Origin of the sequence: Devosia beringensis, assembly GCF_014926585.1 — a bacterium.
Lineage (GTDB): Bacteria > Pseudomonadota > Alphaproteobacteria > Rhizobiales > Devosiaceae > Devosia > Devosia beringensis.
In genome coordinates, this window is sequence record NZ_CP045422.1 from 2,590,576 (window position 1) to 2,614,451 (window position 23,876).

General features: G+C 63.2%; 22 protein-coding genes. 18 read left to right on the forward strand and 4 right to left on the reverse strand.

Annotated elements, in window-relative coordinates; translation table 11 throughout:
- Positions 1–33 precede the first annotated feature (33 nt).
- The 3 genes from GDR53_RS12640 to GDR53_RS12650 are packed head-to-tail and all read right to left on the reverse strand — an operon-like array spanning position 34 to position 3,883.
- Positions 34–1,659 (reverse strand): ABC transporter ATP-binding protein, encoded by a 1,626-nt coding sequence (locus tag GDR53_RS12640; protein ID WP_193334835.1) that lies wholly within the window; start codon positions 1,657–1,659, stop codon positions 34–36.
- The gene (locus GDR53_RS12645; protein ID WP_193334836.1) at positions 1,656–2,792 is read right to left on the reverse strand and encodes an ABC transporter permease; all 1,137 of its coding nucleotides are present in this window, start codon (positions 2,790–2,792) and stop codon (positions 1,656–1,658) included. The genes GDR53_RS12640 and GDR53_RS12645 overlap by 4 nt, the downstream gene beginning before the upstream one ends.
- The gene (locus GDR53_RS12650; RefSeq protein ID WP_193334837.1) at positions 2,789–3,883 is read right to left on the reverse strand and encodes a microcin C ABC transporter permease YejB; all 1,095 of its coding nucleotides are present in this window, start codon (positions 3,881–3,883) and stop codon (positions 2,789–2,791) included. Before GDR53_RS12650 ends, GDR53_RS12645 begins: the two co-directional genes overlap by 4 nt.
- Positions 3,884–4,096: 213 nt before the next feature.
- Here GDR53_RS12650 and GDR53_RS12655 point away from each other — a divergent pair, with 213 nt between their 5' ends.
- From GDR53_RS12655 to GDR53_RS12740, 18 genes are all read left to right on the forward strand, one after another.
- The gene (locus tag GDR53_RS12655; protein WP_193334838.1) at positions 4,097–4,330 is read left to right on the forward strand and encodes a hypothetical protein; all 234 of its coding nucleotides are present in this window, start codon (positions 4,097–4,099) and stop codon (positions 4,328–4,330) included.
- Between the two features lie 121 nt (positions 4,331–4,451).
- Positions 4,452–5,093, forward strand: a complete 642-nt coding sequence (locus GDR53_RS12660) for an AprI/Inh family metalloprotease inhibitor (RefSeq protein ID WP_193334839.1) — start codon at positions 4,452–4,454, stop codon at positions 5,091–5,093.
- Positions 5,094–5,276: 183 nt separating this feature from the next.
- Positions 5,277–6,434, forward strand: coding sequence for a cell division protein ZapE (gene zapE, locus GDR53_RS12665; RefSeq protein WP_232846619.1), 1,158 nt, complete (start codon positions 5,277–5,279; stop codon positions 6,432–6,434).
- Between the two features lie 147 nt (positions 6,435–6,581).
- A complete protein-coding gene (gene mdh / locus GDR53_RS12670) occupies positions 6,582–7,544 on the forward strand; it encodes a malate dehydrogenase (RefSeq protein WP_193334840.1) in 963 nt (320 codons plus the stop codon).
- A gap of 161 nt (positions 7,545–7,705) precedes the next feature.
- The gene (sucC, locus tag GDR53_RS12675) at positions 7,706–8,905 is read left to right on the forward strand and encodes an ADP-forming succinate--CoA ligase subunit beta (RefSeq protein WP_193334841.1); all 1,200 of its coding nucleotides are present in this window, start codon (positions 7,706–7,708) and stop codon (positions 8,903–8,905) included.
- Between the two features lie 23 nt (positions 8,906–8,928).
- On the forward strand, positions 8,929–9,837 hold the full coding sequence (gene sucD, locus GDR53_RS12680; RefSeq protein ID WP_193334842.1) for a succinate--CoA ligase subunit alpha: 909 nt from the start codon (positions 8,929–8,931) through the stop codon (positions 9,835–9,837).
- A 232-nt stretch (positions 9,838–10,069) separates the two neighbouring features.
- Positions 10,070–13,072 (forward strand): 2-oxoglutarate dehydrogenase E1 component, encoded by a 3,003-nt coding sequence (locus tag GDR53_RS12685; protein WP_193334843.1) that lies wholly within the window; start codon positions 10,070–10,072, stop codon positions 13,070–13,072.
- A gap of 11 nt (positions 13,073–13,083) precedes the next feature.
- Complete coding sequence (odhB, locus tag GDR53_RS12690; protein ID WP_193334844.1) at positions 13,084–14,382, forward strand: 2-oxoglutarate dehydrogenase complex dihydrolipoyllysine-residue succinyltransferase; 1,299 nt, start codon at positions 13,084–13,086, stop codon at positions 14,380–14,382.
- Between the two features lie 159 nt (positions 14,383–14,541).
- Positions 14,542–14,988 carry a hypothetical protein gene (locus tag GDR53_RS12695; protein ID WP_193334845.1) on the forward strand — a complete coding sequence of 149 codons (447 nt, stop codon included), beginning with the start codon at positions 14,542–14,544 and terminating at the stop codon, positions 14,986–14,988.
- 92 nt (positions 14,989–15,080) lie between these two features.
- Positions 15,081–15,713 (forward strand): LysE family transporter, encoded by a 633-nt coding sequence (locus tag GDR53_RS12700; protein WP_232846620.1) that lies wholly within the window; start codon positions 15,081–15,083, stop codon positions 15,711–15,713.
- 18 nt (positions 15,714–15,731) lie between these two features.
- The gene (lpdA, locus tag GDR53_RS12705; RefSeq protein ID WP_193334846.1) at positions 15,732–17,141 is read left to right on the forward strand and encodes a dihydrolipoyl dehydrogenase; all 1,410 of its coding nucleotides are present in this window, start codon (positions 15,732–15,734) and stop codon (positions 17,139–17,141) included.
- A 309-nt stretch (positions 17,142–17,450) separates the two neighbouring features.
- Positions 17,451–18,431: a TRAP transporter substrate-binding protein gene (locus GDR53_RS12710; protein WP_193334847.1), complete on the forward strand. Its 981-nt coding sequence runs from the start codon at positions 17,451–17,453 to the stop codon at positions 18,429–18,431.
- Between the two features lie 61 nt (positions 18,432–18,492).
- On the forward strand, positions 18,493–19,020 hold the full coding sequence (locus GDR53_RS12715) for a TRAP transporter small permease (protein WP_408639760.1): 528 nt from the start codon (positions 18,493–18,495) through the stop codon (positions 19,018–19,020).
- 5 nt (positions 19,021–19,025) lie between these two features.
- Positions 19,026–20,312 carry a TRAP transporter large permease gene (locus GDR53_RS12720; RefSeq protein ID WP_193334848.1) on the forward strand — a complete coding sequence of 429 codons (1,287 nt, stop codon included), beginning with the start codon at positions 19,026–19,028 and terminating at the stop codon, positions 20,310–20,312.
- Positions 20,312–21,043, forward strand: a complete 732-nt coding sequence (locus GDR53_RS12725) for a FadR/GntR family transcriptional regulator (protein ID WP_193334849.1) — start codon at positions 20,312–20,314, stop codon at positions 21,041–21,043. The genes GDR53_RS12720 and GDR53_RS12725 overlap by 1 nt, the downstream gene beginning before the upstream one ends.
- A 19-nt stretch (positions 21,044–21,062) precedes the next feature.
- Entirely contained in the window at positions 21,063–21,905 is an 843-nt protein-coding gene (kduI, locus tag GDR53_RS12730) for a 5-dehydro-4-deoxy-D-glucuronate isomerase (RefSeq protein ID WP_193334850.1), read from the forward strand.
- Positions 21,902–22,666: a 2-dehydro-3-deoxy-D-gluconate 5-dehydrogenase KduD gene (kduD, locus tag GDR53_RS12735; RefSeq protein ID WP_193334851.1), complete on the forward strand. Its 765-nt coding sequence runs from the start codon at positions 21,902–21,904 to the stop codon at positions 22,664–22,666. The genes kduI and kduD overlap by 4 nt, the downstream gene beginning before the upstream one ends.
- 4 nt (positions 22,667–22,670) lie before the next feature.
- Complete coding sequence (locus GDR53_RS12740; RefSeq protein WP_193334852.1) at positions 22,671–23,006, forward strand: cupin domain-containing protein; 336 nt, start codon at positions 22,671–22,673, stop codon at positions 23,004–23,006.
- A 181-nt stretch (positions 23,007–23,187) separates the two neighbouring features.
- Here GDR53_RS12740 and GDR53_RS12745 read toward each other — a convergent pair whose 3' ends face one another.
- Positions 23,188–23,808, reverse strand: coding sequence for a peptidase M15 (locus tag GDR53_RS12745; RefSeq protein WP_193334853.1), 621 nt, complete (start codon positions 23,806–23,808; stop codon positions 23,188–23,190).
- Between the last annotated feature and the right edge of the window lie 68 nt (positions 23,809–23,876).

The window sequence follows — 23,876 nt, forward strand, 5'->3', positions numbered from 1 at the left end:
AAAACGGGAATTGTGACGGAAGACTAAGCGCAATCATGACGGCGCGACAGGGGGCGCCTGGTCACGGATCGGTGGGGCGGCGAGGTTGAAGGCGGCGGCCATCAGCGTGCGGGTATAGTCCTGTTGCGGCGCGGCAAAAATGGCGGCGGCGTCGCCCTGCTCGACGATTTTGCCGTCGCGCATGACGATGAGGCGGTTGGCCAGCGCGCGCACCACCTTGAGATCGTGGCTGATGAACATGTAGGTGAGGCCATGGCGCTGCTGCAGGTCGCGCAGCAGATCGACGACCTGGGCCTGGATGGAGACGTCGAGCGCCGAGGTCGGCTCGTCGAGCACGACGAACTTTGGCTCAAGCACCAGAGCGCGGGCAATAGCGATGCGCTGGCGCTGGCCGCCGGAAAATTCGTGTGGATAGCGGAAGCGCGCTGCCGGCGGCAGGCCGACTTCCTCGAGGGCCGCGACGGTGCGGGAATCGCGCTCGGCGGCGCTGAGGCGGGACCGGTGCACGGCAAGGCCCTCGCCGATGATCTGGTCGACCGACATGCGCGGGCTGAGCGAGCCGAAGGGATCCTGAAAGACGATCTGCAGATCGGCGCGCAGCGGCCGCATGGCCTTCCAGGAACGCGACTGCAGTTCATTGCCGAGCACGACGATGCGGCCGGTGGAGGGGATGAGGCGCAGCAGGGCATAGCCCAGGGTGGATTTTCCCGAGCCGGATTCGCCGACCACGCCCAGGGTTTCGCCGCGGCGGATGGTCAGATCGACGCCGTCGACGGCGCGGATATGGCCCATGGTGCGGCGCAGGAGGCCCCGCTTGATGGGGAACCAGACCTTGAGGTCGTTGACCTCGACAAGGGTGGGCGCAGTGGGGTCGCTGACGGGCGGGGTGCCGCGCGGTTCGGCGGCCAGCAGGTGGCGCGTATAGGCGTGTTGCGGCGCGGCAAAGAGCGGGGCGACCGGGCCGGTTTCGACGATCTGACCCTCGGTCATGACGCAGACGCGGTCGGCAATGGTTTTGACGATGCCCAGATCATGGGTGATGAACAGCATGGCCATGCCCAGGCGCTGCTGCAGGTCCTTGAGAAGGACGAGGATCTGGGCCTGTACGGTAACGTCGAGCGCCGTGGTGGGTTCGTCGGCGATCAGCAGGTCAGGTTCATTGGCCAGGGCCATGGCGATCATCACGCGCTGGCGCTGGCCGCCGGACAGTTGATGCGGGAAGGCGGCGAGCCGGCTCTTGGGATCGGCAATGCCGACGGCGTCGAGCAGCTCAAGCGTGCGGGCGCGGGCGGCGCTGGCGCGCAGTCCCTGATGGATGGCCAGCACCTCGCCGATCTGGCGCTCGATGGTATGGACCGGGTTGAGCGAGCTCATCGGCTCCTGAAAGATCATCGAAATGTCGTTGCCGCGCACGGCGCGCAGTTCCGCCGGTGGGGCGGTGACGAGGTCCTGGCCCTTGAACAGGATCTGGCCGGAGAGTTGCGCCGTTGGCGGCAGGAGCTTGAGCACGGACAGCGCGGTGACGGACTTGCCCGAACCGGATTCGCCCACCAGCGCCAGGGTTTCGCCTGGGGCGATGTCGAAGGAGACATTGCGCGTCGCCAGGTTGGCGCCGAAGGCAACGGTGAGGTCGCGGACGGAGAGGAGGGGGGTGGTCATGCGAAAGCCTTGCGGGGATCGAAGGCGTCGCGGACGGCTTCGCCGATGAAGACCAGCAGGGTCATGAGGATGGCGATGGCGAAAAAGCCGGTGAGGCCGAGCCAAGGCGCCTGCAGGTTCTCCTTGCCCTGGAACAGCAGGTCGCCCAGCGAGGGCGTGCCGGGTTCGAGGCCAAGGCCGAGCAGGTCGAGCGAGGTGAGGGTGACGACCGAGCCCGAGAGGATGAAGGGCATGAAGGTGAGGGTGGCGACCATCGCATTGGGCAGCAGATGGCGCCACATGATGGTCATGTTGGAAACCCCCAGGGCGCGGGCGGCGGCGATATATTCGAAATTGCGGCCGCGCAGGAATTCGGCGCGGACAATGCCCACCAGCGAGACCCAGGAGAAGAGCAGCAGGATGCCGAGCAGGACCCAGAAGCTGGGGGCGATGACGCTCGAAATGATCAGCAGCAGGTAGAGCGCCGGAATGGCGGTCCAGATTTCGATCAGGCGCTGGGCGATGAGGTCGAGCCAGCCGCCGAAATAGCCCTGCATGGCGCCGGCAAACAGGCCGACGACGGAGGACAGGATGGTCAGGGTGAAGCCGAAGAGGATGGAAATGCGCACGCCATAGAGCAGGCGGGCCAGGACGTCATGGGCTTCGCCATCGGTGCCCAGCCAGTGAAAATTGCTCCAGCTGCAGCCCGGATCGTCGACGCCGAGCGGATAGCGGGCGCAGGCCTGGTCGCGGCTCAGCAGCCAGCTGGGCGGGGTGGCGCCGGAGCCGGGCTGATAGCCGTCGACGGTGCCATAGCTGAATTGGATGGGTGGCCAGATGGCCCAACCATTGGCGGCGATCTGCTCTTTCATGAAGTCGCCGCGATAGTCGGGCGTGCCGAGAAAGCCGCCAAAGCGGGCTTCGGGATAATCGACAAAGGCGGGGAACAGCAGTTCGCCTTCATAGGAAACCACGATGGGCCGGTCATTGGCGATGAATTCGGAACCCAGGGTCAGGGCGAAAAAGGCCAGGAACAGCCAGAGCGACCACCAGCCGCGCCGATTGGCGCGGAAATTGGCCCAGCGGCGCTGGTTGATGGGGCTGAGAAAGGGCCGGCGCGGCTGGGCCGGCGCGATGTCCGTCGTGGCGCTCATACTTCGCGGCTTTCAAAATCGAGCCGCGGATCGACCCACATATAGGCCAGGTCCGAGAGCAGCGAGATGACGAGGCCGAGCAAGCTGAAGATATAGAGGGTGGCAAAGACCACCGGATAATCGCGGGTGACGACGGAGACGAAGCCGAGCAGGCCCAGGCCATCGAGCGAGAAGATGGTTTCGATCAGCAGCGAGCCGCCGAAGAAGGCGCCGACAAAGGCGGCCGGGAAACTGGCAATGATCAGCATCATGGCGTTGCGGAAGACGTGGCGGTACAGCACCTGGTTTTCGGTCAGGCCCTTGGCGCGGGCGGTGGTGACATATTGCTTGCCGATTTCGTCGATGAAAGAGTTCTTGGTCAGCAGGGTGGTGGTGGCAAAGGCGCCCAGGCCCATGGCCACGATGGGCAGCACCAGATGCCAGAGATAGTCGAGCAGCCAGAGATGGAACGGCCAGTTGGCCGAGCCGGTGGAATGGAGGCCGCGCAGCGGAAAGATCGACCAGAAGCTGCCGCCGGCAAACAGGATGATCAGGGCAATGGCGACGAGAAAGCCGGGCACGGCATAGCCGACGATGACAATGGTGGAGGTCCAGACGTCAAAGCGGCTGCCATCGGTGACCGCCTTCTTGATGCCGAGCGGAATGGAAATGCCATAGGCCAGCAGTGTCATCCACAGGCCCAGCGAGATGGAGACCGGCATTTTCTCGAGGATCAGGTCGATCACCGAGATGTCGCGATAATAGCTATCGCCGAAATCGAAGCGCAGGTAGTTCCACAGCATGCTGCCGAAACGCTCGAGCGGCGGCTTGTCGAAGCCGAACTGCTGCTCGATGCGCGCCACCAGCTCGGGCGCCAGGCCCTGGCTGCCGCGATAGGCTGAGCCCGTCGGCTTTGCCGGCTGGGCGGTGAAGTCGCCACTCTCGCTGCCGGTGATGCGCTCGGTCATGGAGGCATTCTGGCCGGACATATTGGCCAGCGCCTGCTCCACCGGGCCGCCGGGGGCGAACTGGGTGATCAGGAACGAAATGGCCATGATGCCGAACACGGTCGGGATCATCAGCAGGATGCGGCGAAGAATATAGGCGCCCATCGGGTCTCCGGGCAGACAGGTTGTCCGGCATGCTAAGCGCGGCGGTTGGCAAGGCGGCAAATCACCATGCGGTGAAAGGGCTGGCGCCAACTGCACCATGTTGCGACAGGCTTGGCAAGCCGCGCCAGACGGGCAGGCGTTCGCCCGCCAGGCCGCGCTGCGGGCTTGCCGCGAGACGGTTTGACGGTCAGGATCGGGTGCAAGGAGACGCGTATGAGTTATCAGGTTATCGCCCATGTCGACAGCCCGGCCACCGCGCGCATGCTGGTGGTGGCGCTGCGCGCCTATGGGTTTCACCCGCTCGAGCAGGGCGAAGGCGGGTTGCCGGGGGTGGGCAATATCTTCGGCCGGGGCGGCGTGCCGGTGCAGGTGCCGGAAGAAGAAGTGGCCGATGCAACGCTTCTGGCCGCAGAACTGTTAAAGGAAATGGTGGTGGGCGACCCGTAAAGCGCCACATTGCTGTGCCTTACGTCAGTTGCGGACCATGGGCGGTTGAATGCAGGAAAGGCTTTGGCTATAAGCCAGCCAACCTGTTAACTTTTGTTAAGCCTTTGGGTAGGAGCGACCAATGACGGTTTGGATGCGCGGACTGGTTTCCGCTGCGGGCATTGCAGCCATCGCGCTGGTAGTGGCGGGATGTTCCTCGACAGGATCAAACACCGCCAATCTCAACACGATCGGCACGCCGCAGCAATTGCAGCCGGTGCAGAATTCGGTGGTGCAGCAGGGCGCGCTGCCCGCGATCGGCGCCACGGGCACCGTGGCCCCCGGCCTAGGCGGCCAGCCCGTGCTCGGCGGCGTGGCGGCCAATCCGACGTTCCCGACCAGCAATACCCAGGTCGCCGCCAATACGCAGTTGACCGGCACCCCGGTCGGCACGCCCTCATCCATTGTCTCGCTCGATCCCCTGGCCCCGCCAACGGCCGGCGCGATGACCAATGGTCCTGAAGGCGTTTGGAACGTGGTGGCCGGCGCGGCGCAGTGCCGGCTGAACCTGCCGATGACCGTCAAGACCGGCACCAGCTATTTCCGTGCCTCGGCGCCCGGTTGTGCGGTTCCCGTGCTGGCCGGCGTGGCCGGCTGGCAGCAGGTCGGCAGCCAGCTGCAGCTCTATGATGAAAACGGCAATATTGCCGCTTTCCTCGCGCCAAGCAGCGGTCGCTATATCGGCACCATGGCCGGCGGCCAAGCCATCTCGATGGCCCGCTAGAATTTCGGTGGAGCCGGCCCGGTGGGCCGGCTCCATTGTTTTGTCTCGTCTGCCCATGTCCGGCAGACCTCGTGGTGAGCGTGTCGAACCACGAGACCTGCCACCATGATCGCGCCACGACCTCTTCCTTCGCCCTGCGGTAAATGCCGGCGGCCGGGATGAGGCCTATCGAGAGCCTTGCGTTTGCCCCCTCGCCCCCGCCGCACTGAAACTGCCGCTGCCGTCGGCCCCGTCATGGGCGCCTATCAGGCGCTGGTGGCGCGCGGCACCCTGAGCGCTGATCCGGCACAGCGCGAAGCCGTGCTGCTGCTCGACGATGTACTGGCCGGGCTGGACGAGAGCAGGCCGCGCGGCCTGCTGGACAAGCTGCTCGACCGGCGGAAGGTGCCGGTGCGCGGGCTTTACCTGCATGGCGAGGTCGGGCGGGGCAAGACCATGCTGATGGACATGTTCTTTGCCGCGGCGCCGGTCACCAAGAGGCGGGTGCATTTCCACGAATTCATGGACGAGATCCATGCCGGCATGGCGGCCTTCCGCAAGAGCGCCAGGGGCAAGGATGCCGATCCGGTCGAGGCGGTGGTCAAGCCCATCATCAAGTCGGGGCTGGTGCTGCTGTGTCTCGATGAAATGCATGTGCATGACATTACCAATGCCATGCTGCTGGCGCGGCTGTTCGACAAGCTGTTCGCGGCGGGCGTGACGCTGGTCACGACCTCCAATGTGGTGCCTGACGACCTCTACAAGGATGGGCTGAACCGGCAATTGTTCCTGCCCTTCATCGACCTGCTCAAGGCCCATATGACAGTGGCGGCGCTGCCGGCGGCGCAGGATTACCGGCGGCTGAAATTTGCCGGCCAGCACGTCTATGCCTTTGGCACGGGCGACGAGGCCCGGGCCAAGATGGACCGGCTGTGGCTGCGGCTGACGGGGGGCGAGCCAGGCGCGCCGGGCGTGGTTGAAAGCACCGGGCGCAAGATCGCTGTGCCGCTGACCTGGCTGGGCGCGGCGCGGTTCGGCTTTGCCGATCTGTGCGAAAAGCCGCTGGGCTCGCGCGACTTCGTGCGCATTGCTCATCAGTTCGATGCCATCATCATCGATGGCGTGCCGCAGATGGACCGCACCATGTCCAATCAGGCCAAGCGCTTTATCCTGCTGATCGACACTCTCTACGATCGTGGCGTCAAGCTGGGCGCCAGCTTTGCCGTTCCGCTTGAACAGCTGGGCAAGGACGACAAGACCGCGTTCGAATTTCAGCGCACGGTATCGCGGCTGATCGAGATGCAGTCGGAAGACTATCTGGCACAGGGTCTGCGCGACGTGCCGGTCGAGGCCGCCTCGTAGCGCGCGGTGACGCGCCATTGCCCATCGGGCAGGGCCCCTTCGCCCATCGGCAAGGGCCAAAGCGTGGTTTAGACGAAGGGTTCACTTGCCCCTCTGAGCCGACAGGGTTAAACGTGCGCCAATTCAACGCAGTTGGGATGAGGACTAATGGCGCGCAAGAAGATCGCTCTTATCGGCTCGGGTCAGATTGGTGGTACACTCGCCCATCTCGCCGCTCTCAAGGACCTGGGCGATATCGTCCTGTTCGATATCGTTGATGGCGTGCCGCAGGGCAAGGCGCTCGACCTGTCGCAGTCGGCCCCAGTCGAGGGCTATGATGCCTCGATCACCGGCACGTCGAAATATGAAGATCTCAAGGACGCTGATGTGGTGATCGTCACCGCCGGCGTGCCGCGCAAGCCGGGCATGAGCCGCGACGATCTGCTCGAAATCAACCTCAAGGTGATGGAGCAGGTCGGCGCCGGCATTGCCAAATATGCGCCCAAGGCCTTCGTGATCTGCATCACCAACCCGCTCGATGCCATGGTCTGGGCGCTGCAGAAGTTCTCCGGCCTGCCCACCAATATGGTGATCGGCATGGCCGGCGTGCTGGACAGCTCGCGCTTCTGCCACTTCATCGCCGATGAACTCAATGTCTCGGTGCAGGACGTCAACGCCTTCGTCATGGGCGGGCACGGCGACACCATGGTGCCGCTGGCGCGCTATTCGACCGTGGCCGGCATTCCGCTCACCGACATCGTCAAGATGGGCTGGATGAGCAAGGAAAAGCTCGAAGAGATCATCCAGCGCACCCGTGACGGCGGCGCCGAGATCGTCGGCCTGCTCAAGACCGGTTCGGCCTTCTATGCGCCAGCCACCTCGGCCATTGCCATGGCCGAGAGCTTCCTCAAGGACAAGAAGCGCGTGCTGCCCGCCGCCGTCTATCTCAATGGCGAATTCGGCGTGAAGGGCACCTATGTCGGCGTGCCCGTCGTCATCGGCGCCGGTGGCGCTGAAAAGGTCGTCGAGATCACGCTCAATTCGGCCGAGCAGAAGGCTTTCGATAAGTCGGTCGGCGCCGTTGAAGGCCTGATCGAGGCCTGCAAGAAGATCGCGCCAAAGCTGGCCTGACAATACTCTGAAAGCCCCGCCGGACGCCTGGCGGGGTTTTCTGCGCTTCCGGAGCGCGCGTTTCCCGAGATGCGCGCTGCTCCGGTTCTCGAAATCCACGCCATCCGTTTCGGCGGATGGCTCCCAGAGCACCACCAGGTGCCTCCCAAAGGGTCAAGACAATGAACATTCATGAACACCAGGCCAAAGAGCTGCTGAAATCGTATGGCGCACCGGTTGCCGCCGGCGTCGCAATCTTCTCGGCCGATGAAGCCGCTGCTGCCGCCAAGTCGCTGCCCGGCCCGCTTTATGTGGTCAAGAGCCAGATCCATGCCGGTGGGCGTGGCAAGGGCAAGTTCAAGGAACTGGGCCCCGACGCCAAGGGCGGCGTGCGCTTGGCCAAGACCATTGACGACGTGGTCGCCTTCTCCAAGGAAATGCTCGGCAATACCCTGGTGACCAAGCAGACCGGGCCGGCCGGCAAGCAGGTCAACCGGCTCTATATCGAAGACGGTGCCGACATTGCCCGCGAGCTCTATTGCTCGCTGCTGGTCAACCGCGACAGCGGCCGCGTCTCCTTCGTGGTCTCCACCGAAGGCGGCATGGACATCGAGGCGGTTGCCGAGCACACGCCCGAAAAGATCATCAGCGTCGATATCGACCCGACCGCGGGCGTCACCGAAGCCGATGTGGCCAAGATCGTCAGCGCCCTGGCGCTCGATGGCGATGCCAAGGCCGATGCGGCCACGTTGATGCCGATCCTCTACAAGGCCTTTGTCGAAACCGACATGAGCATGCTCGAGGTCAATCCGCTGATCGTGATGACCGACGGCCATCTGCGCGTGCTCGACGCCAAGGTGAGCTTTGACAACAATGCCGCCTTCCGCCACGAAGAGCTCAAGGCTTTGCGCGACCTGAGCGAAGAAGACGCCAAGGAAATCGAAGCCAGCAAGTTCGACTTGGCCTATGTGGCGCTCGACGGCAATATCGGCTGCATGGTCAATGGCGCGGGCCTGGCCATGTCGACCATGGACATCATCAAGCTCTATGGCGCCGAGCCAGCCAACTTCCTCGACGTCGGTGGCGGCGCCACCAAGGAAAAGGTCACCGCAGCCTTCAAGATCATCACGGCCGATCCGGCCGTGAAGGGCATTCTGGTCAATATCTTTGGCGGCATCATGCGCTGCGACGTCATCGCCGAGGGCGTGATCGCCGCGGTCAAGGAAGTCGGGCTTGAGGTGCCGCTGGTGGTGCGTCTCGAAGGCACGCGCGTCAAGGAAGGCAAGGCGATCCTGAATCAGTCGGGCCTCAACGTGATTTCGGCCGACGACCTCGATGACGCGGCGCAAAAGATCGTCGCTGCCGTCAAGTCCGCTGCCTAAGCCCTGCAAGAGAGACCAAACCCATGTCCATTCTCGTCAATAAAGACACCAAGGTTCTCGTTCAGGGCCTCACCGGCAAGACCGGTACCTTCCACACCGAACAGGCGCTGGCCTATTACGGCACCCAGATGGTCGGTGGGGTGAACCCCAAAAAGGCCGGCGAAATCTGGACCAGCGGGCTCGACGCCTCGGCGTCGCTGCCGGTGTTTGCCAGCGTTGCCGAAGGCAAGGAGCGCACCGGCGCCAATGCCTCGGTGGTCTATGTGCCGCCCCCCGGCGCTGCTGCCGCCATCATCGAAGCCATCGATGCCGAAATCCCGCTCATCGTCTGCATTACCGAGGGCATTCCGGTGCTCGACATGGTGCGGGTCAAGGCGCGTCTCGAGAAGTCCAAGTCGCGCTTGCTCGGCCCCAACTGCCCGGGCGTGCTGACGCCGGAAGAATGCAAGATCGGCATCATGCCCGGTTCGATCTTCTCGAAGGGCTCGGTGGGTATTGTTTCGCGTTCGGGCACGCTTACCTATGAAGCCGTGTTCCAGACCACCAATGAAGGCCTCGGCCAGTCCACCGCCGTGGGTATCGGCGGCGACCCGGTCAAGGGTACCGAATTCATCGACATGCTCGAAATGTTCCTGGCCGATCCAGAGACCAAGTCGATCGTAATGATCGGTGAAATCGGCGGCTCGGCCGAAGAAGACGCTGCCCAGTTCCTGATCGACGAAGCCAAGCGCGGCCGCAAGAAGCCGATGGCCGGCTTCATCGCCGGGCTGACGGCCCCTCCGGGCCGCACCATGGGCCATGCTGGCGCCGTCATTTCGGGCGGCAAGGGCGGCGCGGAAGACAAGATCGCAGCGATGGAGGCAGCGGGTATCCGCATGTCGAAGTCGCCGGCACGGATCGGCCGGACGCTGAGCGAAGTCCTCAAGGGCTAAGTTAGCCCAAAGTCGGTCGCGCTTCGGACACAGAACGGTGTTAACCGGTTGGGATGCGGCAGGCGGAATTTGAGGTTAGGGTTGGCGGCGCCTTGCGGGGCGCCGCAAGTCTTAACAGGATGCAAAGGAAGAACGGTCAATAGTGCCTGCCAGCAATGACCGTTCATGAGGCCGGAGACTGTCCGGCTAGACCAGAAGGATGGCGGGGCGTGGGCCTCGCGAGAAAAAAGCGATGACACGACAGGAAAAGAACGACACGTTCTTGCTGACCTCGTTCCTCTATGGTGGGAACGCCGATTATATCGAGCAATTGTACTCAAGGTACAAAGGCGATCCTTCCAGCGTCGACGAGACCTGGCAGAGCTTCTTTTCCAAGCTGGATGACGGCGAGGGCGTAGCCCAGAAGAACGCCGACGGCCCGAGCTGGGGCCGCAAGGACTGGCCGCAGGCCGCCAATGGCGAGCTGGTCAGTGCGCTGGACGGCAATTGGGGCGACATCGCGGTCAAGACCGAGAAGGCCATCGCCAAGAAGGCTGAGGCCATCGGCGTGGACAAGGCCAGCACCGCTGACGTGCTGCAGGCCACGCGGGACTCCATTCGTGCGATTATGATGATCCGGGCCTATCGCATGCGCGGGCATTTGCATGCCGATCTCGACCCGCTCAAGATGAAGGCCGACGAGCCGGCGCCCGAGCTCGATCCCAAGAGCTACGGCTTCACCGAAGCCGATTACAGCCGCAAGATCTTCATCGACAACTATCTGGGCCTGGAATACGCGACGATTCCGGAAATGCTGGCGATCCTCAAGCGCACCTATTGCGGCACGCTGGGCATCGAGTTCATGCACATCTCCGATCCTGAAGCCAAGCAGTGGATCCAGGAGCGCATCGAGGGGCCGGACAAAGAAATTTCCTTCACCCCGGAAGGCAAGAAGGCCATCCTGGGCAAGCTGATCGAGGCCGAGGGCTTCGAGAAGTTCATCGACGTCAAATATACCGGCACCAAGCGCTTTGGCCTGGATGGCAGCGAGGCCACGATTCCGGCGCTCGAGCAGATCATCAAGCGCGGCGGCGCGCTGGGGATCAAGGATATCGTGCTGGGCATGGCCCATCGCGGTCGTCTCAACGTGCTGACCCAGGTGATGCAGAAGCCGCATCGCGCCCTGTTCCACGAGTTCAAGGGCGGCGCCTTCTACCCCGACGATGTCGAGGGTTCGGGCGACGTGAAGTACCATCTGGGTGCCTCGTCGGACCGCGAGTTCGACGGCAAGAAGGTGCATCTGTCGCTGACGGCCAATCCCAGCCATCTCGAGATCGTCGATCCGGTGGTGCTGGGCAAGTCGCGCGCCAAGCAAGACCAGCACATCGCGCCCGAGGGCAAGCTGGTCAACATTCCGACCGAGGGCAAGCCCGACCGGTCGATGGTGCTGCCGCTGCTGATTCATGGCGATGCGGCCTTTGCCGGGCAGGGTGTGATCGCCGAATGCCTGGGCCTCAGCGGCCTCAAGGGGCATCGTACGGGTGGTTCGATCCACTTCGTGATCAACAACCAGATCGGCTTCACTACGTCGCCGATGTATTCGCGCTCCTCGCCCTATCCGACCGACGTCGCCAAGATGATCGAGGCGCCGGTGCTGCATGTGAATGGCGATGATCCCGAAGCGGTGGTGTTTGCTGCCAAGGTGGCGGTGGAATATCGCCAGAAGTTCGGCAAGCCCGTCGTCATCGACATGTTCTGCTATCGCCGGCATGGCCATAATGAGGGCGACGAGCCCAGCTTCACCCAGCCGCTGATGTATTCCAAGATCCGCGCGCACAAGACCACGCTCGAGATCTATTCGGAAAAGCTGGTGGGCGAAGGCCTGTTGTCGGCTGCCGATATCGACCAGCTCAAGGCCGATTGGCGCGCGACGCTGGAAAAGGAATTCGAGGCCGGCCAGGACTATCGTCCGAACAAGGCCGACTGGCTCGACGGCGCCTGGAAGGATTTCCGGCCCGCCGATGCCGAAGGGCCGCGCCGCGGCGAGACCGGGGTCGAGATCGACCAACTGGTCAAGATCGGTACGGCGCTGACGCGCGTTCCCGAAGGGTTCAACGTCCACAAGACGGTCAAGCGCTTCATGGACAATCGCCTCGCGGCGATCGAGTCCGGCGAGGGCGTGGACTGGGCTACGGCCGAATCGCTGGCCTTTGGCACGCTGGTGACGGAGAGCCATCCGGTGCGCCTGAGCGGCCAGGACGTCGAACGCGGCACGTTCAGCCAGCGCCATTCGGTGCTCAATGACCAGCTGGTCGACAACAAGACCTATACGCCGCTCAACAATCTCGATCCCGAGCAGTGCCGCTACGAAGTCATCAACTCGATGCTGTCGGAAGAGGCGGTGCTGGGCTTTGAATATGGCTATTCCCTCGCCGAGCCAAAGGCGCTGACCATCTGGGAAGCCCAGTTCGGCGACTTCGTGAATGGCGCGCAGGTGGTCATCGACCAGTTCATCAGTTCGGGCGAGCGCAAGTGGTTCCGCATGAGTGGACTCGTGATGCTGCTGCCGCATGGCTATGAAGGCCAGGGCCCCGAGCATTCCTCGGCGCGTCCCGAACGCTTCCTGCAGCTCTGTGCCGAAGACAATATGCAGGTCGCCAACTGCACCACGCCGGCCAATTACTTCCATGCCCTGCGCCGTCAGGTGAAGCGCGACTTCCGCAAGCCGCTGATCCTGATGACGCCCAAGAGCCTGCTGCGCCACAAGCGCGCCACCTCGGGCCTCGTCGAAATGGGTCCCGACTCGTGCTTCCACCGCCTGCTGTGGGATGATGCCGAAGCGCCGGGCGTGCCCAAGACCACGACCAAGCTGACCAGCGACGACAAGATCCGCCGCGTCGTGCTGTGCACCGGCAAGGTCTATTACGACCTGCTGGAAGATCGCGAAAAGAAGGGCATCGACGATGTCTATCTGCTGCGTATCGAGCAGCTCTATCCGTTCCCGGCCAAGGCGCTGCTGGACGAATTGAACCGCTTCAAAAATGCCGAAGTCATCTGGTGCCAGGAAGAACCCAAGAATATGGGTGCCTGGGCCTTCATTCAGCCTTATGTTGAATGGGTATTCGACCAGATGGGCCGGACCGGCCAGCGCGTGCGCTATACCGGTCGTCCGGCTTCTGCATCCACGGCAACGGGCCTGATGCGTACGCATCTGGCACAGCTGCAGGCCTTCCTCGACGAAGCCTTGGCACAATAAAAGGACTATACATGTCGACTGAAATCCGCGTGCCGACGCTGGGCGAAAGCGTCACTGAAGCTACCATCGGGCAATGGTTCAAGAAGGTTGGCGATACCGTCGCTGCCGATGAGCCGATTGTCGAACTCGAAACCGATAAGGTCACGATCGAAGTGCCGGCGCCGGCCGCCGGTGTGCTCGAAGCGATTGCCGCCCAGCAGGGCGAGACGGTCGATGTGGGCGCATTGCTGGGCGCCATCGGCGGCGCTGCCGGCGTCACCGTGACGGCCAAGCCTGCCGCTGCGGCGCCAGCCGAAGCCAAGTCGGCAGCGCCGGCCAACAACGCTGCCGGTCCCGAAGAGATCAAGCCCGAGCCTGCTGCACAGCCGGTCACGGCGACCGACCGGGCCCCGGCCCCCTCGGCACAGAAGATGATTGCCGAGAACGGCCTTGATGCCGGCACCATTGCCGGTTCGGGCAAGGCAGGCCAGGTGCTCAAGGAAGACGTGTTGTCGGCCATGAGCAAGCTTGCCGCTGCCCCACCAGCAGCGCCTGCTGCGGCAGCCGCGCCGGCCGCCAAGCCAGCCGAGGCCAAGGCACCCGTGGCGGCCCGCGCCCCAGTCGACGAAGGCGTGCGCGAAGAGCGCGTGAAGATGACGCGGTTGCGCCAGACTATCGCCCGCCGCCTCAAGGAAGCGCAGAACAGCGCCGCCATGCTGACCACCTTCAACGAGGTGGACATGGCGCCGGTAATGGCGCTGCGGACCCAGTACAAGGAACTGTTCGAGAAGAAGCACGGCGTCAAGCTCGGCTTCATGGGCTTTTTCACCAAGGCCGTCGTGCATGCCCTCAAGGAGATCCCGGCGGTCAATGCCGAGATCGATGGCGATGACCTGATCTACAAGCAGTATGCCAATATCGGCGTGGCCGTGGGTACCGACAAGGGCCTCGTGGTGCCGGTGGTGCGCGATGCCGACCAGATGAGCATTGCCGACATCGAAAAGGCCATCAATGCCCTGGGCAAGAAGGCCCGCGACGGTCAGCTGTCGATGGCCGACATGCAGGGCGGCACCTTCACCATCTCCAATGGTGGCGTCTATGGTTCGCTGATGAGCACGCCCATCCTCAATGCCCCGCAGTCGGGTATTCTGGGCATGCACAAGATCCAGGATCGTCCCGTGGTGGTTGGCGGGCAGATCGTCATCCGGCCGATGATGTATCTGGCGCTGAGCTATGATCACCGTATCGTTGACGGCAAGGAAGCCGTTACTTTCCTGGTTCGCGTCAAGGAAAGCCTTGAAGCGCCGGAACGCCTGGTGCTCGATCTCTAGATCGCCGCATTGGGATGACAGATTTGGGGGTCCGCTAAGGCGGGCCCCTTTTTGTTGGCGGTTTCGTGATGGCGGTGACGCTCGATGCTAACAGTCTGTTAACGCGGGTGCTGCAGATGACAGCCCATGTTAACGCGTATTTGCGGAGTTGAGCGCCTGTTGCGTCCCCTGATCTATCCGGCCCTGATGTGGCTCGCCATGCTTATCCCCGCCCATGCCCAGGATGACGCCAATCCCGAGCTGGTCGGCGAGCTGATGGCCTTTCATGGCGCCAGAGCGATTGTCAGTGCGATGACGACGCATTGCTACGAGACCACCGGGCTCGACAGCGCCTACCACACCGCCAATGACAACTGGTACCTGCGCAATATCGGCTTTCTCGATCTGGCCAATCGCGTCGTCGAGCGGTTGGGCGGCGGCACGCCGGAGGCCGTGGCGGCGGCGGAGACCTATGGCGGCAGCCAGATCATGAGCGCCTATAACCAGGCCGACGACAAGGACCAGTTCTGCCGGGGCTTTCTCGAGCAGGTCAACAGCGGCGCGCTGGACATCGACAAGAGCCTGCCGGCGGCGCTGGAAAAGGCCCAGGCCATCGCCGCGCAGTAGCGGCGCGCACAATGGCGGTTTGCGAAGCGGGCAGAGTTCGCTAAACAGGGATGGCCCGCTGTGACGGGTCCCTTCATGCGCCTGGTGCCCAATTGGATTTTCCCTGGCTTGAATTTGCCGGCCTGATGCTGGCCTTTGGCATCAATGCGGTCATTCCCGGCGCCGATTTCGCCATGGTGCTGCGCCAGTCGATTGCCCATGACCGGCGCGCGGCGCTGTTTACCTCGGCGGGAATCGCCACGTCGATCCTGGTGCATGGCAGCTACACGCTGCTGGGCGTCGGGGTCATTGTCGGCCAGTCGCTGCTGCTGTTCAATATTCTCAAATGGCTGGGCGCCGCCTATCTGGTCTATCTGGCCATTGCCGCCCTGCGCAGTCCGCCGCCGCAGCCGCCCGCCGTGGCCGAACTGGGCTTGGCGCGGCGCGGCGACTTTGCCGCCTTTGCGCTGGGCTTCCTGACCAATCTGCTCAATCCCAAGGCGGTACTGTTCTTCCTGGCGCTGTTTACCAGCCTGGTCTCAGCGCATACCGGGGGCGACATCAAGGTGTTCTATGTGGCCTGCATGAGCCTGATGCTGTTTGGCTGGTTCGCGCTGGTCTCGATGTTTTTTACGACCGCGTCGGTACGACAGGGATTTTTCCGCTTTGGCAGGTGGTTTAATCGGGTTACCGGCATTACCTTCATCCTGCTGGCAGTGCGTGTCGCGCTGGCCCAGCAACACTAACCAGTTTCGGGGCTTCCAATGGCAGACGTTTTCGACCTCACCATCATCGGCTCGGGTCCGGGCGGCTATGTCGCTGCGATCCGTGCAGCGCAGCTGGGCATGAAGGTTGCCGTTGTCGAGAAATGGGCCACCCATGGCGGCACCTGCCTCAATATCGGCTGCATCCCCTCCAAGGCCCTGCTGCATGCCTCCGAGCTGTTCGAAGAGGCCGGCCATGGCTTCAAGGCGTTGGGCATCGACATCCCGACGCCGGTGCTGAACCTGGCGCAGATGATGAACCACAAGACCGAGACGGTTGCGGCCAATGTCGGCGGCGTGGATTACCTGTTCAAGAAGAACAAGATCATCACCTTCCAGGGCATCGGCACCATTGCCGCGCCGGGCAAGGTGCGCGTCACGCCACAGAATGGCGCCGCCATCGAGATCGAGACCAAGAATATCGTCATCGCCTCGGGCTCGGTATCGGCCAACCTGCCGGGCATCGAGATCGACGAGAAGAAGATCGTGACCTCGACCGGGGCGCTGAGCCTTGAAAAAGTGCCCGCCAAGCTGGTGGTGATCGGCGCCGGCGTGATCGGGCTCGAGCTGGGCTCGGTCTGGGCGCGGCTGGGCAGCCAGGTGACGGTGGTCGAATATCTCGACCGCATCCTGCCCGGCATGGACAGCGAAGTGGCGCGGCAGTTCCAGCGCATGCTGCAGAAGCAGGGCATGGAGTTCAAGCTCTCGAGCAAGGTCTCGGGCGTCGACAAGCAGGACAATGGCGCGCTCAAGGTTTCGGTGGAGCCGGCCAAGGGCGGGGCGGCCGAGCTGCTCGACGCCGATGTCGTGCTGGTGGCCATTGGCCGCAAACCCTATACCGAGGGTCTGGGCCTCGACATTGTTGGGGTGGCGCTCGATGAGCGCGGCCGCGTGCGGGTGGATGGCCAGTACAAGACCTCGGTCGATGGCATCTATGCGATCGGCGACGTAATCGCCGGCCCGATGCTGGCGCACAAGGCCGAGGACGAGGGCATCGCGGTGGCCGAGATCCTGTCGGGCCAGGCTGGACATGTGAACTATGCCGTCATTCCATCGGTGGTCTATACCAATCCGGAAGTGGCCAGTGTCGGCAAGACAGAGGACGAGCTCAAGGCGGAGGGCATCGAATACAAGATCGGCAAGTTCCCGTTCAGTGCCAATGGCCGCGCCAAGGCGATGCTGGCGACGCAGGGCTTTGTCAAAATCCTGGCCGATGTGAATACCGATCGGGTACTGGGCGCCCATATCGTGGGCAAGAGTGCCGGCGAGTTGATCCACGAGTTGGTGGTGCTGATGGAGTTTTCCGGCTCGGCAGAGGATCTGGCGCGCAGCACGCATGCGCATCCGACACTGTCGGAGGCCGTACGCGAGGCGGCCCTGTCGCTTGGTGATGGCGCTATCCACATCTAATACCCGGGCCAGCAACTCCCCTTACAATGACGCCGCCGAGATCAGTCTCGGCGGCGTTGCTGTTTTTCGAGGCTCAAAGAGGAAGCGGCCGTCTGCAAAAGTCATCATACAAGCTGGCATTGATTGTATGTTGACTTGTCCCTGGTTCTTCCATACCAGTTTGTGACCAAGATGACGCAGAGTCCAGAGGAGGAGGATGGGTCGGTCTTGCGTGGTGGGGGCGAGGGCTCTGCGCCACAGTGAACGGCGCCGGTCGCGACAGGTCGGAGGACGGCCTGACCGGTGTCATCAGATAACTGGGAGGACTCCATGTTTCATCTGCCTAAACTGGCAGCGACTGCGCTTGTCGCTGCATCCCTGATGGTTTCGACGGCCAGTGCCCAGACGGTATTGCGTTCGTCCGATACCCATCCGGATGGCTATCCGACCGTCGAAGCGGTCAAGCATTTCGGCGAGCTGCTGAGCGCCAAGACCGATGGCCGTTATAGCGTCGAAGTGTTCCACTCGGCCCAGCTCGGCCAGGAAGCCGACACGATCGAACAGACCCAGTTCGGGGTGATCGATCTCAACCGCATCTCGATCGGCGCCTTCGGCACCCAGGTGCCCGAAGCCACCGTGACGCAGCTGCCCTATATTTTCCGCTCGGCCGACCATTTCCATGCAGTGCTGGATGGCCCGATCGGCGAAGAAATCCTGGCGGCCTTCGAGGCCGTGGATGTTGTCGCCCTGGCCTATTACGACGGTGGCGCGCGCTCGTTCTATAATAGCGAAAAGCCGATCACCTCGCTTGACGACATGACCGGCATGAAGTTCCGCGTCATGGGCTCGGACATCTTCGTGGACATGGTGGCGGCCTTGGGCGGCAATGCCACGCCAATGCCCTATGGCGAAGTCTATTCGGGTATCCAGACCGGCGTGATCGACGGCGCCGAGAACAATTATCCGAGCTATGACACGGCGGGCCATGCCGAAGTCGCCAAGTTCTATTCGCTTGACGAGCACCTGATGGTTCCGGAAGTCCTGGTGATTTCCAAGATCGTCTGGGATGGCCTGACTCCTGAGGATCAGGCGCTGTTCCGCGAAGCCGCCAAGGAATCGGTTGCCAAGCAGCGCGAGCTCTGGGCTGCCAAGGAAGTTGAATCCAAGGCTGCGGTGGAGGCGCTGGGCGCAGTGATCAACGAAGTCGACAAGGCGCCCTTCATCGAAGCCATGAAGCCGGTCTACGACAAGTACGTGACCGACCCCAAGCTGCAGGATCTGGTGGCCCGCATTCAGGCGACCGAAGGCTGAGGCTTTCTTTCCGGGCTGGCGCCCAGCGCCGGCCCGATCCCATCGTGGCGGAGAACCTGACGTGAAACACTGGCTCATGCCCATCAGTCGCGCCCTGGCGCGCCTTTCCACTGCCATCCTGTGGCTAGCCGGTTTTGGCCTCATCGCCATGACGCTGATCGTCGCCTACCAGGTGTTCATGCGCTTCGTCATCAATGCCTCGCCGTCCTGGACGGAAGCGGGGGCCATCATGCTGGTGACCTGGTTCGTGTTTCTCGGCGCGGCCGTGGGGGTACGCGAGAACTTCCACATGGGCTTTGACGTGCTGCTCTACCTGCTGCCGCCCAGCGCCAAGCCATGGCTGCGGACCATCAGCGACATTGCCGTGTTCGGCTTTGCGTTCGGCATGGTCTGGTATGGCGGCGAGCTGGCGATCCGCTATTGGTCCACCCGCATTCCCGTGCTTGGGCTGCCGACGTCATTTACCTATTTCCCCATCGTGGTCTCGGGCTTCCTGATGTGCCTGTTCGCGCTGGAGCGCGTGCTTCTGCGCCTGGCCGGTGAGCCGATTGACGATCTGCCGAACGACCCGACCGTGACCGAGGCCTGATACTCATGGAATACTGGATCCTGTTCGGGGTGTTCACGCTGCTGATGCTGATCGGCACCCCCATCGCCTATTGCCTGGGCATAGCCAGCTTTGCCACCATCGTCTATCTGGGCCGCCCTGCCATCGTGGTGTTCCAGCAGCTCAATTCGGGCGTGTCGGCGTTCAGCCTTCTGGCCATTCCCTTCTTCATCTTTGCCGGCGACCTGATGATGCGGGGCGGCATCGCGGCGCGGATCATTGCCTTTGCCGGCTCGCTGATCGGGCATGTGCGCGGCGGGCTGGGGCAGGTCAATATCGCCGCCTCGACGCTGTTCGGCGGCATTTCCGGCTCGGCAGTGGCGGAAGCGGCCGCGGTGGGCGGCATCATGATCCCGCAGATGAAGGCGCGCGGCTATGGGGCCGACTATGCGGTCAATGTCACCTCGATGGCGGCGCTGATCGCGCTGCTGCTGCCGCCCAGTCACAACATGATCATCTATTCGCTGTCGGGCGGGGGCAATATCTCGATTGCCGACCTGTTCACGGCCGGCATCATTCCCGGGCTGCTGCTGGCTCTGGCGCTGTCGATCACAGCCTATATCGTGGCGGTCAAGCGCGGCTATCCCACCGAGCCGTTTCCCGGCTTCCGTAAGGCGGGTTATTTCTTTCTCGTCTCCATTCCCGGCCTGATGCTGATCGCCATCATCTTTGGCGGTGTGCGTTCGGGCATTTTTACCGCGACCGAAAGCTCCTGCATCGCGGTGTTCTATGCGTTTTTCGTCACCATCCTCGTCTATCGCTCGCTGGGCTGGGGCGAGTTCGTGCATTCGGTGCTGGGTGCGGTGCGCACCACGGCTATGGTGCTGTTCATCATCGGGGCGGCGGCCTCCTTCGGCTGGCTCATGGCCTATCTCAAGGTGGCCATCATCCTGACCGACGGCATTGCGGCGATCTCGAGCGATCCGCTGCTGGTGCTGCTGATGATCAATGTGCTGCTGCTGGTATTGGGCACTTTCATGGATATGGGGCCGCTGATCATCATCACGACGCCGATCTTCCTGCCGATCGCCAAGAGCTTCGGCATCGATCCGGTGCATTTCGGGGTGATCATGATTCTCAATCTGGGGATCGGCCTCAATACGCCGCCGCTGGGCCCGGTGCAGTTCGTGGCCGCCGCGGTGGGCAAGATCACCGTCTGGGAGGCGATGCGCAGCATCTGGCCCTTCTATGGCGCCGGGCTCATTGTGCTCGGCCTGGTGACCTATATACCGGCCCTGTCGCTGTGGTTGCCGGCAGTGTTTCGGGGTAATTGATGAGTCTCAACGACGAGGTCCTGGCACTGAGCCGCAAGCCCAAGCTGGCCGATCTGGTGATCGGATCGCTGCGCAAGCGCATTGCCGAGGGCGAGTACGAGGCAGGCGGCAAGCTGCCCACCGAAAGCCAGATGACCGCGATCTTCGGGGTCAGCCGGACGGTTGTGCGCGAGGCGATTGCGGCGCTGGCTGCCGACGGACTGGTGCAATCGCGCCAAGGTGCCGGCGTGTTCGTGATGGCCAATGCCGCCAGCCCGTTTTCAGCAATCGGCGCGAGCAGCTCCAACAAGATTTCGGTGGCACTCAACGTGCTCGAGGTGCGCATGGGCATCGAGATCGAGTCGGCAGGCCTCGCCGCCTTGCGGCGCAGCTCGAGCCAGGATGCGGCCATCCAGGAGGCCTGGAACGAGTTCGAGCGGCAGATCAAGGCCGGCACGCCGACCGGCAAGACCGATTTTGCCTTTCATCGCGCCATCGCCGCGGCGACCAATAACCCTTTCTACATCGAGGTTCTCGACGGCCTCGGGAGCCGCACCATTCCTTGCGATGTCGCCTCGCCCTGGGGCACGGAAAGCGTGCTGACGGTGGAATATCAGCTGGGGTTGCAGCAGGAACATCTGACCATTCTGAGGGCCATTTCGGCCCAGGACGCCGGCGCGGCGCGCGAAGCGATGCGCCAGCACCTCTGGCTCAGCCAGGAGCGCTACCGCCAGCGGCTGCGCGAACAATGAACAGGAAGCAGGAACAAGCATGAGCACCGACTTCGATATCCGTTTCGCCATTGATCCGGTGAGCGCGAGCACGATGAATACGGCGGAGCTGCGCGAGCATTTCCTGATCGAGGAGCTGTTCACCCTGGGTGGGGTGAACTGGACCTATACGCATTATGATCGCATGGCGGTGGGTGGGGCGATGCCCGGCGCCAAGGCCTTGGCGCTCGAGGTCATCAAGCCGACCGGGACAGCCAATTTCCTCGACCGGCGCGAGCTGATCGCCGCCAATATTGGCGGGCCGGGCACGATCACCGTCGATGGTGTGGCGCATGCGGTCGGCACGAAGGACATGCTCTATGTGGGCATGGGCAATGTCGCTGTGGCGTTCGCGTCTGCTGATGCGGCCAACCCCGCCAAGTTCTATCTGCTGAGCGCGCCGGCCCATGCCAGCCACCCCACCAAGCTGATCCGCCAGGCCGATGCCAAGCGGCTCGACCTGGGCAGCAAGGAGGCGGCCAATGAGCGCAGTATCTTCCAGTTCGTCAATGCCGACAGCGTCAAGACCTGCCAGTTGGTGGTGGGGCTGACCAGCTTCGCGCCGGGCTCGGTATGGAACACCATGCCGGCGCACGTGCACGATCGTCGCATGGAAGCCTATCTCTATTTCGAGCTCGATCCCGCAGCCATTGTCGTCCACCTGATGGGCGAACCGGACGAAACCCGCCACCTGATCGTGCGCAATGAGCAGGCGGTGATCTCGCCGCCGTGGTCGATCCATGCGGGCGCCGGCACGGGGTCCTACACCTTCATCTGGGCCATGGCCGGCGACAATGTCGACTATACCGATGTCGAAAAGATCGGGATGGACGAGCTGCTGTGACCGATCTTACCGCATTCAGTCTCGAGGGCAAGACTGTGCTGGTCACCGGCGCCAATACCGGCATCGGGCAGGGCATTGCCCTGTCCATCGGCCGTGCCGGCGGCAGGGTGATCGGCGTCGGGCGCTCGGACATGGACGAGACGGCCGGGCTGATGGCCGAGCTTGGCGCGGCGTTCGTGGCGATCAAGGCCGATCTGGGTTCGACGGCAGCGGCGCAGGCGATGTTCGACGCGGCCTGGGAGCGGCATGGCCCAATCGATGGCCTGGTCAACAATGCCGGCATCATCAGACGCGCCGATGCGGTCGATTTCACCGAGGCCGACTGGGATGCGGTGATGGACATCAACCTCAAATCGATGTTCTTCCTGTGCCAGGCCATGGGCAAGAAGGCGCTGGCGGCCGAGCGGCGCGCGAGAATCGTCAACATTTCCTCGATGCTGAGTTTTCAGGGCGGCATCCGGGTGGCCAGCTATACGGCGTCCAAGAGCGGTGTGCTCGGGATCACGCGGCTGCTGGCCAATGAGTGGGCGGCCAAGGGGATCAACGTCAACTCGATCGCCCCAGGCTATATCGAAACCAACAATACCGAGGCGCTGCGGGCCGATCCAGAGCGCTCGGCGTCGATCCTTGTGCGCATTCCGGCGGGTCGCTGGGGTGTGCCGTCCGACATTGGCGATGCGGCGGTGTTCCTGCTGTCGCGCGCCTCAAACTATATGCATGGCGCCGTCATCCCCGTGGATGGCGGCTGGCTGGCGAGGTGAATTGATGAGCGAGCAGAAACTCTTTGCACAGGCTGGTGACGGGGATGTCACGGTGCTGGCGCCCGGCAATACGCGGCGGGTGCTGATCCACACGCCCGAGCTGATGCAGGTGGAATTCGGCTTCGACAAGGGCGCCGTCGGGGCGCTGCACAGCCATCCCCATGTCCAGGTGAGTTATGTGGCCGAAGGGAGCTTTGAGGTGACCATCGATGGCAAGACGGCAGTGGTGGGGACCGGCGGCAGCTTCATCGTGTCCTCGGGTCTGGTGCACGGGGTATTGGCGCTGGAAAAGGGGCGATTGATCGATGTGTTCACGCCGCTGCGGGCGGATTTTTTGTAGCAGATTGCCGGGTCAGGTGCTTCCTCTCCCGTTCACGGGAGAGGGGGACCACGCGGAGCGTGGTGGAGAGGGGCGCCACACGTGCAGAGATTGTCCGAGACCTTGCGCAAGCGGCTCCCCCCTCCACCGCCTGACGGCGGCTCCCCTCCCCCGCAGGCGGGGGAGGAAAGGTGGCACTGCGCTACCCGATCTCCACCAGCATTGCGGCGTAAGCCGCGTCGTGGCGACCGGTGGTGTTCTCCATGCCCGGCCTGGTCAGGACGCCGCGGCGGGGTGGGATATAGCTGGAAATGCGGCGTTTGGGGTTTTCGGACCAGGTCAGGTTGAATGCGGCCAGCTTGGGGAAGAATTCCATCTCGGAGTAGGGCAGGTGATCGTGGACCCACCAGGCCAGAGCCTCCCAGTTGCCGGTACGCTCGTAATAGGGGACGAAGCGGTTGACGACCACGCAGGCCGTGGCTCCCATCTGGCCCTCGGCATCGCGGCGGTCCCAGATATGGCCCGCGTAATTGGCCTCGTTGCTGGCGCAGTTGAGCTTGTGGCTGTTGCCGAACTGGTTGACGGCGCAGGAGCGGAAGGCGGAGCGGATGGAGAGCCGGCCGAAGCGGGCCTGCAGCGGTTCGAGCAGGTTTTCACACAAGGCCATGCCGGCGGCGATGGCGAGATCAGGATCGTCGGGAATATTGGGCAGGCCATGGATGGCGGCGATCTCGGAATAGAGAAAGTCGCGCAAGTAGAAACTGGCGGAGAGGCGGACGCGGCCAAGCTCTTCGAGACCCTTGACGCTTTTGGGTTGACGCATGCTGGCCTCCGGCGCTTGAGAGGGGCATGGTGCGCGCTATCCTGGCGAACACAAACCCGGATTTGACG

Bases quoted from the DNA above. Each gene is read 5' to 3' on its own strand.
- GDR53_RS12640 (WP_193334835.1), bottom strand. From the start codon at position 1,659: ATGACCACCCCCCTCCTCTCCGTCCGCGACCTCACCGTTGCCTTCGGC.
- GDR53_RS12645 (WP_193334836.1), bottom strand. From the start codon at position 2,792: ATGAGCGCCACGACGGACATCGCGCCGGCCCAGCCGCGCCGGCCCTTT.
- GDR53_RS12650 (WP_193334837.1), bottom strand. From the start codon at position 3,883: ATGGGCGCCTATATTCTTCGCCGCATCCTGCTGATGATCCCGACCGTG.
- GDR53_RS12655 (WP_193334838.1), top strand. From the start codon at position 4,097: ATGAGTTATCAGGTTATCGCCCATGTCGACAGCCCGGCCACCGCGCGC.
- GDR53_RS12660 (WP_193334839.1), top strand. From the start codon at position 4,452: ATGACGGTTTGGATGCGCGGACTGGTTTCCGCTGCGGGCATTGCAGCC.
- mdh (WP_193334840.1), top strand. From the start codon at position 6,582: ATGGCGCGCAAGAAGATCGCTCTTATCGGCTCGGGTCAGATTGGTGGT.
- sucC (WP_193334841.1), top strand. From the start codon at position 7,706: ATGAACATTCATGAACACCAGGCCAAAGAGCTGCTGAAATCGTATGGC.
- sucD (WP_193334842.1), top strand. From the start codon at position 8,929: ATGTCCATTCTCGTCAATAAAGACACCAAGGTTCTCGTTCAGGGCCTC.
- GDR53_RS12685 (WP_193334843.1), top strand. From the start codon at position 10,070: ATGACACGACAGGAAAAGAACGACACGTTCTTGCTGACCTCGTTCCTC.
- odhB (WP_193334844.1), top strand. From the start codon at position 13,084: ATGTCGACTGAAATCCGCGTGCCGACGCTGGGCGAAAGCGTCACTGAA.
- lpdA (WP_193334846.1), top strand. From the start codon at position 15,732: ATGGCAGACGTTTTCGACCTCACCATCATCGGCTCGGGTCCGGGCGGC.
- GDR53_RS12710 (WP_193334847.1), top strand. From the start codon at position 17,451: ATGTTTCATCTGCCTAAACTGGCAGCGACTGCGCTTGTCGCTGCATCC.
- GDR53_RS12720 (WP_193334848.1), top strand. From the start codon at position 19,026: ATGGAATACTGGATCCTGTTCGGGGTGTTCACGCTGCTGATGCTGATC.
- GDR53_RS12725 (WP_193334849.1), top strand. From the start codon at position 20,312: ATGAGTCTCAACGACGAGGTCCTGGCACTGAGCCGCAAGCCCAAGCTG.
- kduI (WP_193334850.1), top strand. From the start codon at position 21,063: ATGAGCACCGACTTCGATATCCGTTTCGCCATTGATCCGGTGAGCGCG.
- GDR53_RS12740 (WP_193334852.1), top strand. From the start codon at position 22,671: ATGAGCGAGCAGAAACTCTTTGCACAGGCTGGTGACGGGGATGTCACG.
- GDR53_RS12745 (WP_193334853.1), bottom strand. From the start codon at position 23,808: ATGCGTCAACCCAAAAGCGTCAAGGGTCTCGAAGAGCTTGGCCGCGTC.